The sequence below is a fragment of the Falsiroseomonas stagni DSM 19981 genome (assembly GCF_900114315.1).
GTDB lineage: Bacteria > Pseudomonadota > Alphaproteobacteria > Acetobacterales > Acetobacteraceae > Falsiroseomonas > Falsiroseomonas stagni.
Map to the genome: position 1 here is coordinate 202,411 of NZ_FOSQ01000002.1, position 14,533 is coordinate 216,943.

At 71.6% G+C, this 14,533-nt stretch carries 11 protein-coding genes; 8 read left to right on the top strand and 3 right to left on the bottom strand.

Annotated features, from left to right (window positions below):
- Positions 1-11: 11 nt before the first annotated feature.
- Positions 12-1,616, bottom strand: a complete 1,605-nt coding sequence (locus BM041_RS07785; protein ID WP_245761973.1) for a cisplatin damage response ATP-dependent DNA ligase — start codon at positions 1,614-1,616, stop codon at positions 12-14.
- A 41-nt stretch (positions 1,617-1,657) separates the two neighbouring features.
- On the opposite strand from BM041_RS07785, the gene BM041_RS07790 reads away from it, so the two are divergent.
- A complete protein-coding gene (locus BM041_RS07790) occupies positions 1,658-2,428 on the top strand; it encodes an acyl esterase (protein ID WP_139225992.1) in 771 nt (256 codons plus the stop codon).
- On the opposite strand, the gene BM041_RS07795 is transcribed toward BM041_RS07790, so the two are convergent.
- The gene (locus BM041_RS07795; RefSeq protein ID WP_092958096.1) at positions 2,327-3,451 is read right to left on the bottom strand and encodes a ligase-associated DNA damage response exonuclease; all 1,125 of its coding nucleotides are present in this window, start codon (positions 3,449-3,451) and stop codon (positions 2,327-2,329) included. The genes BM041_RS07790 and BM041_RS07795 overlap by 102 nt on opposite strands.
- Before the next feature lie 212 nt (positions 3,452-3,663).
- Between BM041_RS07795 and BM041_RS07800 the strand changes: the two genes are divergently transcribed.
- The 4 genes from BM041_RS07800 to pdeM all read left to right on the top strand — a co-directional run bounded on the left by BM041_RS07800 (position 3,664) and on the right by pdeM (position 10,423).
- Positions 3,664-4,314, top strand: coding sequence for a GNAT family N-acetyltransferase (locus BM041_RS07800; RefSeq protein WP_092958098.1), 651 nt, complete (start codon positions 3,664-3,666; stop codon positions 4,312-4,314).
- A gap of 256 nt (positions 4,315-4,570) precedes the next feature.
- The gene (locus BM041_RS07805; RefSeq protein ID WP_092958100.1) at positions 4,571-6,832 is read left to right on the top strand and encodes a glycosyltransferase 61 family protein; all 2,262 of its coding nucleotides are present in this window, start codon (positions 4,571-4,573) and stop codon (positions 6,830-6,832) included.
- A gap of 310 nt (positions 6,833-7,142) precedes the next feature.
- Positions 7,143-9,701: a ligase-associated DNA damage response DEXH box helicase gene (locus BM041_RS07810; RefSeq protein WP_092958102.1), complete on the top strand. Its 2,559-nt coding sequence runs from the start codon at positions 7,143-7,145 to the stop codon at positions 9,699-9,701.
- Entirely contained in the window at positions 9,698-10,423 is a 726-nt protein-coding gene (gene pdeM, locus BM041_RS07815; RefSeq protein WP_092958104.1) for a ligase-associated DNA damage response endonuclease PdeM, read from the top strand. Before BM041_RS07810 ends, pdeM begins: the two co-directional genes overlap by 4 nt.
- Positions 10,424-10,482: 59 nt before the next feature.
- On the opposite strand, the gene BM041_RS07820 is transcribed toward pdeM, so the two are convergent.
- Positions 10,483-11,082: a fasciclin domain-containing protein gene (locus tag BM041_RS07820; protein ID WP_175533809.1), complete on the bottom strand. Its 600-nt coding sequence runs from the start codon at positions 11,080-11,082 to the stop codon at positions 10,483-10,485.
- 150 nt (positions 11,083-11,232) lie between these two features.
- On the opposite strand from BM041_RS07820, the gene BM041_RS07825 reads away from it, so the two are divergent.
- The 3 genes from BM041_RS07825 to ppk2 all read left to right on the top strand — a co-directional run bounded on the left by BM041_RS07825 (position 11,233) and on the right by ppk2 (position 14,510).
- Positions 11,233-12,699, top strand: a complete 1,467-nt coding sequence (locus BM041_RS07825; RefSeq protein ID WP_092958108.1) for a cryptochrome/photolyase family protein — start codon at positions 11,233-11,235, stop codon at positions 12,697-12,699.
- Complete coding sequence (locus BM041_RS07830; RefSeq protein ID WP_092958110.1) at positions 12,699-13,439, top strand: metallophosphoesterase; 741 nt, start codon at positions 12,699-12,701, stop codon at positions 13,437-13,439. The genes BM041_RS07825 and BM041_RS07830 overlap by 1 nt, the downstream gene beginning before the upstream one ends.
- An 84-nt stretch (positions 13,440-13,523) precedes the next feature.
- Positions 13,524-14,510 (top strand): polyphosphate kinase 2, encoded by a 987-nt coding sequence (gene ppk2, locus BM041_RS07835; protein ID WP_245761974.1) that lies wholly within the window; start codon positions 13,524-13,526, stop codon positions 14,508-14,510.
- The last annotated feature ends 23 nt before the right edge of the window (positions 14,511-14,533 follow it).

Genomic DNA, 14,533 nt, shown 5'->3' on the forward strand with positions numbered 1-14,533 from the left:
CGAACGCGCGTTCAGGGAATTTCCACGCCGTCGATCATCGCCTCCAGCGTCGCCAGCCGGTCGGCCTCCGCCGCCGGCTTGTCGGCGCGGATGCGGGCGATGCGGGGGAAGCGCAGCGCGACGCCGGATTTGTGCCTTCCGCTGCGCTGGGCGGCATCGAAGATCACCTCGAGCACCAGGCCCTTCTCCACCTCCCGCACCGGGCCGAAGCGGGCGGTCGTGTTGTTGCGGATCCAGCGGTCCAGCCAGAGCAGTTCCTGGTCGGTATAGCCGGAATAGGCCTTGCCGATCGGCACCAGCTCCTGCCCGCCCGCGCCATCCGGCCGCCACAGCCCGAAGGTGTAGTCGGAATAGTAGCTGCTGCGCTTGCCATGCCCGCGCTGCGCATACATCAGCACCGCATCCACGCCGAGCGGCGCCCGCTTCCACTTCCACCACATCCCCTTCACGCGGCCGGCGACATAGGGGCTGTCGGCGCGCTTGATCATCAGCCCCTCGATCGCCGCCGCCCGGGCGCCGTCGCGGATCGACGAAAGCTGGTCCACCGAGCCGAAGGCGATCTGCGCCGAAAGGTCCATGCGCGCCGGCTTCGTGCGTGCGAACCAGGCCTCCAGCCGCGCGCGGCGTTCGTCGAAGGGAGCCGCGCGAAGATCCTCGTCCCCATCGAACAGGATGTCATAGAGCCTGACGCCGACGGGATGCGCCGCCTGCATCTTCGCGCTGACGATCTTGCGGTTGAGCCGCTGCTGGAGGTCCGCGAAGGGCGCCACCTCGCCCTCCCGCACCACCAGCAACTCCCCATCCAGCACGGCGCGGAACTCCATCGCGGCGATGATCTCGGGAAAACCGGAAGAGATGTCCTCCGCCCCGCGGGACCAGAGGCGCCGCCCGCCGCCGGTGGCCGACAGCTGCACGCGGATGCCGTCCCACTTCCACTCCGCCCGGTGCTGCGCGGGATCGAGCGCGGCGAGGTCCGCTTCCTCCAGCGGATGGGCCAGCATGAGGGGCCGGAACACCGGCAGGTCCCGCGCATCCGGCTGCGGGCCGCGCTTCTCCAGCCAGGCGAACAGGTCGAGATAGGGCAGCGTGAGGCCGTGCCACACCTCCTCCACCGCCGCGACCTCGACGCCCGCCCATTCCGCCAGCGCCGTCTTGGCCAGGCGGGCGGAGATGCCGACGCGGAGCCCGCCCGTCACCAGCTTGATGAGGGCGAGGCGCCCATTGGCATCCAGCGTATCCAGCCAGCCCGCGATCAGCGCCGGCAGTTCGGATTTCGGCGTCGCCTCCAGCGCCTCCACCACCTCCGCCAGGGATGGCGGCGGCGCATTGACCCCGGCGCGCGGCACCCAGATCAGCGCGACGGTCTCCGCCAGGTCGCCGACATAATCGTAGGAGAGGTCGAACAGCACGGGATCGGTGCGGGATGCCGCCAGTTCCCGTACCAGCGCCGGCTTGGCGGCGCTGAGGGAAAGCTCACCCGTCAGCGCCGCCAGGCCGACGCCGCGATCCGGGTCCGGCTGCGTCGCGAACCACTGCCGCAGCAGCGCGAGTTTGGCGTTCCGCCCCGGCGTGAAGGCGAGGCGTTCCAGCAGCGCCGCGAAGGCCGGCAGGCTCATTGCTTGCCCCCCTGGCGACGCGCCTGTACCAACACGGCGCCGTGAACAGCATCGCCGCCCTGCCGGAGACCATCAGCGAGGCAGCGGCGCCCGGATTCTCCATCTGCACCCTGGTGACGGACCAGGCGCAATGGCTGGCCATGCAGGCGAGCTTCGTGGCGCATGGCTTCGGGGATGCGGAGTTCCTCCACCTCGACAACAGCGAGGCCAATCGCTGGTGCGCCTTCACGGGCCTCACGGCGATGATCCGCCGCGCCCGCGGCCGATTCGTCATCTGCTGCCACCAGGATGTGCGCCTGATCGGCGACGGCGCCGCGGTGCTGCGCGACCGGCTGGCGGCGCTGGAGGCGCATGACCCCTCTTGGGGCATCGCGGGCAATGCGGGGGCCTCGCCGGAAGGGCGCCTGGTGATCCGCATCACGGACCCGCATGGCGCCGACCAGGCGCGCGGCCCCTTCCCCGGCCTGGTGCACAGCCTCGACGAGAATTTCCTCGTGCTGAAGGGCGGGACGGGGATCGTGCCCTCCCCGGACCTGGCGGGCTTTCACCTGTACGGCACGGATCTGTGCCTGGCGGCCCGGCAGGCCGGGCGCAGCGCCTGGGTGATCGACTACCACCTGCATCACCTCAGCCCCGGCCGCGTCGATGCCGGCTTTCTCGACTGCCAGGCGGCGTTCGAACGGGCCTGGGGGCGTCGCCTCGGCCGGGCGTCACGCATCCGCACCACCTGCACCCATCTCACGCTCCGCGCCGGCTGGCGCGGCCATCTCCTCGGCGCCTGGCGCCTCGCCCGAAGGCGCTGGCGCCTCTAGGGCCTCATCCTCCTCGCCCCGGCCCAGCAGATGCAGGGCGCGGCCCTTCACGCCGCGCAGGCCCATGGCATGCACCAGCGCATCGTCGCGCCCATGCGTCACCCAGACCTCCGGCGCGCGCACCTCCTCCACCGTCTGCAGCAATTCCTCCCAATCCGCGTGGTCGGAGACGATCAGCGGCAGTTCGACGCCCTTCGACTTGGCACGCTGGCGCACCCGCATCCAGCCGGAGGCCGCGCAGATCACCGGCTCCGCCAGGCGCCGCACCCAGGGCGTGGCCTCCGCCCCCGTGGGCGCCAGCACGATCTCGCCCGCCAGCAGCCCGCCGGCGCCGCGCTTCGCGGGCATCGGCACGGGGCGCAGGTCGCCGAGGTCGATCCCGTGCCGGGCATACAACTCGCACATCGCCAGCAGGCCGCCATGCAGCCAGATCGGCCGGTCCCAGCCGGCCTGGCGCAGCAGGGCGATCAGCCGCTGGCACTTGCCCAGCGCGTAGACGCCCACCAGATGCGCGCGGTCCGGGAACAGCCGCACGCTGTCCAGCAGCCGCCCCACCTCCACATCGGCGGGCGGGTGGCGGAAGACCGGCAGGGCGAAGGTCGCCTCGGTGACGAAGACGTCGCATTCCACCGGCTCGAACAGCGTGCAGGTGGGGTCGAGGCGGCGCTTGTAGTCGCCGGAGATCACGATCCGGCTGCCCTGCCAGTCCAGCACCACCTGCGCCGACCCCAGCACATGCCCCGCCGGCACCAGGCGGATGGCGACGCCGTTGCGCACCACGCCCTCCCCGTATCCCAGCGCCTGCTGGCTGCGCCCGGCCCGGCCCTCGCCCATGCGCTGGGTCATGATGGCGAGCGTCTCCGGCGTGCCGAGCACGGCGCCATGGTCCGGCCGCGCATGGTCGGAATGGCCATGGGTGATCACGGCATGGGGCACGGCCCGGACGGGATCGATGAAGAAGTCACCGGCTTCGCACCACAGCCCCTGGGGCGTGACGCGCATCCAGGTCGAAGGATGGGGCATGGGCGGGACATCGTGGGCCCGGCCGGCTGGTCAAGGTGCCGGCCCTTCGTCACGCCTGGCGATCACGTCCTATCGACCAGCGCCGTTTAAGCGGACCTACACCGCCATCCTCCTATACGAGCATCCAGGACGGCAATTGCGAGGCGCCGGAACCCTGCGCCACCTCAAGGCTTCGATGCCGGCCCGTGCCGCGCGTCATCGACGGAGAACCCATGATCGAGTTTGGAATCGAGGCCACCCCGAAGCCGCCCGAAGATCTGGTGCTGACGGTCCGCCAGGACGGCAAGCGGCGCCGGCGCCAGGCCGTGCAGCCCGGCATGGGCCGGTTGGCGAGCTGGGTGGTGGCGCGCGGGACGAACGGGGAGGCGATCGGCGCGGTATCCATCAGCGGCATGCTGGGCGTGGCCGAGCTCGGGCAGTTCTGGGTGGCGGAGGCAGCGCGGAACCAGGGCGTCGGCCGCCGCCTCCTGCTGGCGGCGGAGGATGCGGCCCGCGAGCACGGCCTGGCCCAGCTGCTCGTGCGTGCCTATGAGTTCGAGGCGCCGGGCTTCTTCCTGCGCCATGGCTACCGGCAGCTGGCCGTGCTGCCCGCGGGGCCCGCAGCGGCCGGCCTCGTATGGCTGGCGAAGCCGCTGGCCTCCCGATCGGAAGCCCCTTCGGAACCCCCATCGGAAGCGGCGCCAGGGCCGGCGCGGGATGGCCCTCCCGCTGCGGCCGTTGAGGCAGCGGCCGGGACACCGCAGGCCGCGCCATCCCTGGCGCCGGAGCCGTCACTCGCGCTCGAACATGCCGCGCCGCAATCCCCGACACCCCCCGCGAAGCCCATCGGCAAGGGCAGGCAGCGGCGCGGCCGGCGGCGCTGACACCTCGCCCCCGCCCTCGTCCCCGGGGGCGGGTTGCTCGCGCCTTCGGAATCGCGAAGGCCAGCGCCGATCCGGCCATGGCCCGTCCATGGCGCCGGGATCGGCCCGCGGGTCTGGCCATCGCCGGACAGATCGGCGATGCTCCGCGCGCGGGTTCCAGGCTCGGCCGGCGCGCCCTGCGCACCGGCGCCCCTGCCACGCCCACCGCGGCACCCGTGGCAGGGACCTCGGCAGGCAGGGGGAGCAGTAAGCCGCGATGAAGATCGCCGCCTTCACCATGGTCTACAACGAGCCGCTGTTCCTCCGGCTCTGGGCCGCGCATTACGCGCGGGAAGTCGGCGCGGAGAACCTGTTCTGCCTCGACCACGGATCCACCGATGGCAGCACCGATGGCGTGGTCGCCAACACCATCCGCCTGCCGCGCGGTGAATTCGAGGAGGTGGCGCGGGCGCGCTGCGTCAGCCACTACCAGGCGTCGCTGCTGTCCTACTACGACGCGGTCATCTTCTCCGACGCCGATGAATTCCTCGTCGCCGATCCGGCGCGCCATGCGGGCCTGGCCGATCTCATCGCCCGGTCCCGGCACCCGACGCTGCGCGCCATCGGCTGCGACGTGGTCCAGGTGACCGGCACGGAGGCCAGGCTGGACCCGGCGCAGCCCATCCTCGCCCAGCGCGGCTTCGCCAGGTTCAGCCCGCGCTACTGCAAGCCGCTGGTCTCCCGCGTGCCGGTGGTCTGGCGGCCGGGCTTCCATCACTGTCCCCAGGCCGCCGAACTCGATCACGACCTCTACCTGTTCCACCTGAAATACGTCGATGAGGCGCTGTTCCGGGAAACCCAGGCGCGGCGCCAGGCAGTGACCTGGTCGGCCGAGGCGATCGCCAGCCAGCATGGCGGGCATTGGCGCATGGCGGCCGAGGGCCTGGCGGCCAAGGCCTTCCCCCTCGCCGCACCGTCCGATGCGCCGGAACTGGGCGAAGCGGCGTTCCGCGCCCTGGTGGGGGACCGGGAGGCGGCGCGGGACCCGGCCCGGCTGCGCGCCCCCTTCCGCATCCCGGACCGCTTCCGCCTGGCCATCCCCCCGGCCCCGCACGCAAGCTGGACGCCGGCCGCCATGCCGGCGGAGGTCCCGAGGGAGGCACCCAGGGAGGCCCAACCGGAAGCCCCGCCTGCGGCACCCCTGATGGACACGCCGCCAACGGCCGGCAGCGAAGCCGTGGCCGACCAGAACCGCGTGCTGCTGCGCCGCTTCCTGGCCGAGCCCGTCCGGTATGACAAGGAACCGGCGATCGAGCATCACGAGAAGGCCGTGGTGGTGCCTTCGCTCCGCAGCATCGCGATGGCCGACCCGGTGATCGAGGCCGAGTACGGCTTCAGCAGCCGCGCCGGCATCGCCGTCGATGGCGGTCCCTACACCGCGGCCGGCGCCATCATCCCGCGCAGCCTCCATCGCGCCGGGGCCCGCGTGCACATGCCGCGGCCGGACCTGGCCGCGGCGCTGGAAGCCTGCGGGCCCGCCCTGCGCACCCCCATCACGCAGCGGGGGCGCTGGCTCTATGGCGGCGGGCTGCATCACCATTTCGGGCACTTCCTGACGGAAAGCCTCGGCCGGCTCTGGGCGATGGAGCCGCTGCGCGACTGGGCCGACGGCATCGTCTGGACCCTCGCCTCCCCCCGCCCCGGCAATGCGGCGCGCTTCGCCAGCGTCACGCTCCAGCGGCCCTACATCCAGGATACGCTGCGGCTGCTGGGGCTGGACGGGAAGAAGCTGCTCGTCGTCATCCGTCCGACCATCTTCGAACAGCTGGCGGTGCCCTCCGCCCTGATGCTGAACGCCTCGGCCGACGTCGCGGCGGGCCATCCCGCCTTCCGGCGCTTCGTCGGGCGCATGGCCGGCCCAGCGGACGCCGATGGCCCCGCCACACTGCCCGGCCTTTACGTCTCCCGCGCCGGGCTCGTCCCGCCGGCGCGTTTCGCCGAGGAGGAGTCGCTGGAGCAGGCCTTCCTGCGGGCGGGCTGGCAGGTGCTGCGGCCGGAGGATCGGTCCGTCCCCGAGCAGATCGCGCTCTACCGCGCCGCCAGGCGCCTGGTCTTTGCCGAGGGCTCCGCGCTTCACCTCTACGCCTATGTCGCGCGGCCGGAGCAGCGCGTCGGCATCATCCTGCGGCGGCTGCCGCCCAAGACCAAATTCGCCATCCAGCTGCAGGACTCCGGCGTGACGGAGGTGCATGTCGCCGACGCCATCGCCGGCATCGCCCTGCCCGCGGACGCGGCCAGCGTGAAAGGCCGGGCCGCGACAGCCAACCAGGGATCGACGGTGCTGGACTACCGCCAGCTCGGCGACTGGCTGGTGCAGCGGAGCTTCCTGTCCGCCGGCGAACGCGCCGCTGCCTGGGGGCCGCTTGAAGCCATCCCCCTGCCGGAGGAAGCCCCGGCGGAGCAGACCTTCGGCCCCTTCATGGTGACGCGGGCGCGCCTGATGCCCGCGCGCGCGCCGAAGGCGGCCCCCCCGGCATAGAGCTTGTGAATAAACAGGCTGCGGAAAAACGGGACGGGTCGGCTGGGCGGCGCCTTTCCGCGCAGGATTCGTCTGCCGCTTGCCACGATGCAACCACATCGTGTCTGCGCGTCATCCTTTCCTGCCCGAAAATTCGCTCGCCCATCCTCAGCCGCCCGTTCTTCCGCAGCCTGTTGATGCCCGAAAGCGCCGGAATCCGAGGAAAAAGCCCAATGATTTCAACGGGCATTAATGCTCAAGCTCGCTTCTTTCACAGGCTCATAGTCGGCCCGCCCCTTCCCCATTCCCGAAGCGGCGCCATAATGGGGCGATGCGAACATTACCGGAACCATTCACCGCCTGGTTCGCCGGCCGCGGCTGGGCGCCGCGGGCGCATCAGCTGGCGCTACTGGCGGCCGCGCGGCGGGGTGATTCCGCGCTGCTGGTGGCGCCCACCGGCGGCGGCAAGACGCTGGCGGGCTTCCTGCCCAGCCTGATCGACCTGCACGGCCAGCCGCGCGACGGGCTGCACACCCTCTACATCTCCCCCCTCAAGGCGCTGGCCGTCGACATCGCGCGGAACCTGACGCAACCCGTCGAGGAGATGGGCCTGCCCATCCGGATCGAGACGCGAACCGGCGACACGCCCCAGAACCGCCGCACCCGGCAGCGGGAGAATCCGCCGAACTTCCTGCTGACCACGCCGGAAAGCCTGGCGCTGCTGCTGACCCTGCCCGATGCCGGCAGCTTCTTCGGCGGGCTGGCGGCGGTGGTGGTGGATGAGATCCACGCCATCGCCGGCACCAAGCGCGGCGACCAGCTCGCGCTGGGCCTGGCGCGGCTTGGCACCCTCGCGCCCGGCGCCCGGCGCGTCGGCCTGTCCGCCACCGTCGCCCACCCCGATCCGCTGCGCCGCTACCTCTCGCCCACCGGCGGCATCGACGACGTGGCGCTGGTGGTGGGCGAGGGTGGCGCGGAGCCGCGCCTCGACATCCTGCTGCCGGAAGGCCGCCTGCCCTGGGGCGGGCATATGGGCCTGGCCTCGATGCCGGAGGTCTATCGGCGGATCCGGGAGGCCGGCGTCACCATCGTCTTCGTCAACACCCGCGCCCAGGCGGAGCTGTGCTTCCAGGCGCTGTGGAAGATGAATGACGACAACCTCCCGATCGGCCTGCACCACGGGTCCCTGACCGTGGAGCAGCGGCGAAAGGTGGAGGCCGCGATGGCGGCGGGGCGGCTGCGCGCGGTGGTTGCGACAGCCTCGCTCGACCTCGGCATCGACTGGGGCGCGGTGGACCAGGTGGTGCAGGTGGGGGCGCCCAAGGGCGTGGCGCGGCTGCTGCAACGCATCGGCCGCGCCAACCACCGGATGGACGAAGCCAGCCAGGCCGTGCTGGTGCCCGCCAACCGCTTCGAGGTCATCGAATGCACCGCCGCCCGCCAGGCCATCGCGGCGCATGAGCTGGATGGCGACCCGCCGCGGCCGGGGGGCCTCGACGTGCTGGCGCAGCACATCCTCGCCGTCGCGGTGGCGGGCCCCTTCCGGCCCGACGACCTCTATGCGGAGGTCACCCGCGCCGCCCCCTATGCCGCCCTGCCCCGCCGCGACTTCGACGATGCGCTGCGCTTCGTCGAGGATGGCGGCTACGCCCTGCAATCCTACGACCGTTTTCGCAAGTTGTTCCGGGACGCGCAGAGCTACATCCATGTCAAGACCACCGCCGTGGCGCGCCAGCTCCGCATGAATCTCGGCACCATCGTCGAGACGCCACTCATGAAGGTCAGGCTGCGTGGCGGCGGCGTGCTGGGGGAGGTGGAGGAATGGTTCGTCTCCACCCTCACCCAGGGCGACTGCTTCATCTTCGCGGGGCAATTGCTGCGGTTCGAGGGCCTCGACACCACCGCCTGCCTGGTGACGCGGGGCGGTGAAGGCGAACCCCGCGTCCCCGCCTATGCCGGCAGCCGGATGCCGCTGACGACCTACCTGGCCGCCCGCGTCCGCGCGATCCTGGCGGACCCCAAGGCGTGGAAGGCGCTGCCCGCCCCCGTGCAGGAATGGCTGCGGCTGCAGCAGAAGCAATCGGAAATGCCACCCCGCGACGGGCTGCTGGTGGAGACCTTCCCGCGCGGCGAGAAGTGGTTCCTCGTCGCCTATTGCTTCGAGGGGCGGCTGGCGCACCAGTCGCTCGGCATGCTGGTGACGAAGCGGATGGAAAAGCTCGGCATGGCGCCGCTCGGCTACCTCGCCACCGACTACGTCCTGGCCGCCTGGTGCGCCTTCGAGCCCGTGGGCGTGGAGCGGCTGTTCGAGGAGGACATATTGGGGGAGGAGCTGGAGGAATGGATGGCGGAAAGCTCCATGCTCCGCCGCACCTTCCGCAACATCGCGACCATCGCCGGCCTCATCGAGAAGAACCATCCGGGGCAGGAGAAGTCCGGGCGCCAGATGACGATGAATGCCGACCTGATCTACGACGTGCTGCGCAAGCATGAGCCCGACCACATCCTGCTGCGCGCGACGCGGCAGGAAGCCGCCGCGGGGCTGACGGATGTGGCGCGCATCGGGCTGATCCTGGCGCGCGCCCGGGCGGGCGGCATCCGCCACCGGGCGCTGGACCGCGTCTCGCCGCTCGCCGTGCCGGCGCTGATCGAGGAAGGGCGCGAATGGGTGGCGGGCGGCGCGGAGGATGCGCTGCTGGCGGAGGCGGAGGCGCTGGTGGCCGACGCCACGCTCGGCACCGATGCCTTCAACGAGGTGCTGGCCACCGTGACGGAGGCGATTCCGCCGCGCGGGGATCGTGACAGGGCGCGCCGGCCCCGCGACAAGAAGGCCCGCTACAACCGATTCATCCGCAGCGCCCCGAAGCACCTGGGAAGCCCCGACCGATGACTGCCGCCCCCCTTCACATGGCCGGCCAGCGCCTGATGCTGGACCCCGCCGGCGTCTGCACCTGGCCCGCCCAGAAACTGCTGGCCGTGACGGACCTTCACCTGGAAAAGGGCAGCCACTTCGCCGCCCGCGGCCAGTTCGTACCGCCCTACGACACGCGGGATACGCTGGAACGCCTGGGCGCCGCGCTGCGCAAGTGGAACCCGCAGAAGCTGGTCCTGATGGGCGACAGCTTCCATGACCGCCATGGCTGCGCCCGCCTGCCGCCCGCCGACTGCGCCACGCTGAAGCGGCTGCTGGAGGGGCGGGAAGTCACCTGGCTGCTCGGCAACCATGACCCGGAGCCACCGGAGGGCCTGCCCGGCACGGCGGTCACGGAACTGCGCATCGGCGCCATCGTCTTCCGGCACCAGGCCGATCCCGCCCGCCTGCCGCTCGGCATCATCGAGGTGTCCGGCCATTTCCACCCCAAGGCGACCATGCCGGTCAGGGGTGGCGGCGTGACGCGGCCGTGTTTCCTGACGGATGGGCGGCGCCTGATGCTGCCGGCCTTCGGTGCCTTCACCGGCGGGCTCGATATCCGCGATCCCGCCATCGCGCGGCTGTTCCATCGCGGCGGCCGCGCCTTCCTGATCGGGCAGGAACGCCTCTACAGCTTTGCCACCGGCCCGCTTCGCGGCGCGATGCGCGCGATGGAGGCCGAGGCCGCGAACGGCCCCTGAACGCAACGAGCCCTCCCCCGCACTGGCGGGGGAGGGTCGGGTGGGGGTGTGGTCCCGCCTTACGGCCAGATCACCTGGTCAATGGCATGGATGATGCCGTTGCTGGCCATGATGTCCGCCTGCACCACCTGCGCCGGGCGGGCCGACACATTCTGCCCCGCCGCGCCGAAGCCGGCGATCTGCTGGCCGGGCGCCGGGTTCTGCAACGACAGGCGACCATTGGCCGAGGTCAGCGCGATATCCGCGCCGTTCACCGTGCGCAGGCGCCGGTCGCCCGTCAGTTCCGCCGCGCGCAGCATGCCCGGCACGGTGTGGTAGTCGATCAGCGCGCCAAGGCGCAGGCGATCCACGTCGTTCCGGTTCTGCCCGGACTGGGACCCGCCCAGGAGCTGGTCGAGCAGGCCGGAGGGTGCGCCGGCGAAGGCGGCATCGATCGGCGCGAAGACCGTCATCGGCGCCGCCTGGCGGAACTTCTCCACCATCGAACCATGGGTGATCAGGTTCAGGAATTGCGAGAACCGGGAATCCCCGGCCATCGTATCGGCCAGCGTGCGAAGCTGCGTCTGCGCGCGCAGCACCGTCGGCGCCGCCAGGCCTGCACCCATCGCGGCACCCGCCGCGGCGAGCGTGAACAGCCCGCGCCTCTGCATCGGGGTCATGCGTCTTTTCCTTTTTCCGTGTCCCGCGAGGCCGGCCATCCACCGAAGGTGGTCGTTCCGGCTGCTTGCGGTCGCCCATCCAACGCCGCGAACCCGCGATGGTTCTCTCGGGATGCTCGCGCCGCGCGCGTTTCGTCCTACATGAGGGGGATGACTGCGATCGCCGCCTCCCCCGCTCCCGCCCTTCTCTGGTTCCGCCACGACCTTCGCCTGGCCGATCACCGCGCCCTTGCGGCCGCCCTGGCGGGGGGGCGGCGCGTGCTGCCGGTCTTCGTGCTGGACGATGAGGCGGCCGGCGACTGGGCGCATGGCGGGGCGGCGCGGTGGTGGCTGAAGGGCAGCCTCGATTCGCTGGGCCGTTCGCTCGCCGCGCGCGGCGCGCCGCTGCTGCTGGCGCGTGGCCGGGCGGAGACGGTGATCCCCGCCCTCGCTGCCGCCATCGGCGCGGCAGAAATCCATGCCGGCCGCGGCTACGAGCCCTGGGCACGGGAACAGTCGCGCCGGGTGCATGAGGCCTTGCGGGAAGCGGGCCGCGCCCTGGCGCTGCACACCACGGCCATCCTGCGGGAACCGCATGGCTTCGGCTCCGGCAGCGGGAAGCCCTATGCCGTCTATTCGCCCTTCGCGAAGACCCTGCTGGCGGCCGGCGACCCGCCGCCCCCCCTGCCCGCGCCGGACCGCATCCCGGGGGTCGAGGCACCGGCGGGAGGCGAGACACTGGACAGCCTGGCCCTGTACCCCGTGAGGGGCGAGCCAGACTGGGCCCGGGGGTTCGGGGCGCTGTGGCAGCCGGGGGAGGAGGGCGCCGCCGCCCGGCTTTCGCGCTTCACCGCCCGCGCGCTCGGCCGCTACGACAGCGACCGGAACCTGCCGGGCATCGAGGGATCATCCGGCCTGTCGCCCCATCTCCGCTGGGGCGAAATCTCCCCCGTGCAGGTCTGGCACGCCGCGCGCGCGGCAGGGGCCGCCGCCGGGGCCACGGAGACCTTCCTGAAGGAGATCCTCTGGCGGGAATTCGCCTATCACCTGCTGTGGCATCGGCCGGAAATGCCGGCCCGCGCGCTGCGGGGCGAATTCGATGCCTTCCCCTGGGTGCCGGACCAGGCGCTGCTGACGGCGTGGCAGCAGGGCCGCACGGGCTATCCCATCGTCGATGCGGGGATGCGGCAGCTCTGGCGGACCGGGTGGATGCACAACCGCGTGCGCATGATCGCGGCAAGCCTGCTGGTGAAGCACCTGATGCAGCCCTGGCAGGCGGGGGAAGCCTGGTTCCACGATACGCTCGTGGATGCCGACCTCGCCTCCAACAGCGCCTCCTGGCAATGGGTGGCGGGGTGCGGGACGGATGCCGCGCCCTATTTCCGGGTCTTCAACCCGGTGCTGCAGGGGGAAAAGTTCGACCCGGAGGGCGCCTATGTCCGCCGCTTCGTGCCCGAACTGGCGAAGCTGCCGGCCGCCTTCATCCACAAGCCGTGGGAGGCACCGGCCGGCATCCTCGCGGGCTGCGGCATCCGGCTCGGCGCCAGCTATCCCCGCCCGGTGGTGGAGCATGCGGAGGGCCGCGCCCGCGCGCTGGCCGCCTTCGCCGCGCTTCGGAAGCCCGGGGACGCGGCCTGATGGCGCCCCTGCCCTCCCCGGTCGGGCATCTGTGGCGCGGCTTCGCGGGGCTGCGCGTGGTGGCCGATGTGCATGGGGATGCCGCGGCCTTCATCCACGCGATCGAGGGCGCTCTGGCCGCGGACATGTTCATCATCCAACTCGGCGACCTGACGGACCACGGGCCGGACAGCCCGGAGGTGCTGCGCCGGATGTTCGCGCTGATCGACGAAGGCCGCGGCCTCTTCATCCTCGGCAACCACGACCACAAGCTGCGCCGGGCGCTGACCGGCGCGCCGGTGCGGGGCCAGCCGGAAGGGCTGCACCGGACGCTGGCGCAGCTCGACGCCGCACCGGATGGGGAGGCATTGAAGGCCCGCGCGATCGAGGAGATCGGCCGCGCCCCGGCCTGGGTGCATGATGGCGGGCGGCTGTTCGTCCATGGCGGCTTCCACCCCGGGATGCTGCACAGCGCCCCGCCGCCCGATGCCGGCGAACGCAAGGCGCAGGGGCTGATGACGCGGGCGCTGTATGGCCAGGTCACGGGCCGGATGCGCGCCGATGGCTTCCCCGACCGGGTGCATGACTGGGTGGACCGCATCCCCGCCGACATGGTGGTGGTCTGCGGCCATGACCGGCGCAGCACCGATGGCCGCCCCTATGTCGCGGAAGGCGCGCAGGGCGGCCGCGCCATCTTCGTGGATTGCGGCGCGGGCAAGGGCGGGCACCTCGCCTGGATCGACATGCCCGCCTGGGCGTGACGCCAGCCTGTTCATCCGATTGACACAGATCATCGTGCCACATGCGCGCCGGGCGCAGCCTGCCCCGCGATGGAGACGCCCGCCATGACCGAAGACGGCACCACCCTGCCCGAAGCCCTGCCCGCGCCCGACGGCCAGGCGCCGGAAGGTGCCGCCAGCATCGCCCATGCGGCCGCGGATCTAGTGCGCCCGCATCGCCGGGCAGCGCCGCGCCACGATCCCGAAGCCGTGCGCCGCGCCTTCGAGACCGGCGAATACCCCTACGCGACGCGCCTGACCGAACGCGAATACTTGGCGCGGGTGAAGCCGCTGCAGGTGGAACTGCTGAAGGCGCAGGCCTGGGTGAAGGACGCCAACGAACGCATCGTCATCCTGTTCGAGGGCCGCGACGCGGCCGGCAAGGGCGGCACCATCAAGCGCTTCATGGAGCATTTGAACCCGCGCGCCGCGCGCGTCGTCGCGCTGGAGAAGCCGAACGAGCGCGAACGGTCGCAATGGTATTTCCAGCGCTACATCCAGCACCTGCCCGCGGGCGGCGACATGGTTTTCTTCGACCGCTCCTGGTACAATCGGGCGGGCGTGGAACGCGTGATGGGGTTCTGCTCGCCCTCCGAATACCTGGAATTCATGCGCCAGGCGCCGGAGCTGGAGCGCATGCTGACCCGGTCCGGCATCCGCCTCTTCAAGTTCTGGTTCAGCGTCACGCGGGACGAACAGCTCAAGCGGTTCGAGGCGCGGGAGACCGATCCGCTGAAGCAGTGGAAGCTCTCGCCGATCGACAAGGCGAGCCTCGACAAATGGGACGACTACACCGAGGCGAAGGAGGCGATGTTCTTCTATACGGACACCGCCGACGCGCCCTGGACCATCGTGAAGTCCAACGACAAGCGCCGCGCCAGGCTGGAAGCGATGCGCTACTTCCTGCACGCCCTGCCCTATGCCGGGAAGGATGAGGGTGTGGTGCATGCGCCCGATCCGCTGATCGTCGGCGGCGCAGGCCATGTGATCGGGCGGTCGTCCCACATCCTCGGCACCGCGCTGCATCCGGACCAGCGGCGCGGCTTGAAGTAGCCGGGCGGCCCCCGGGGGAGTAA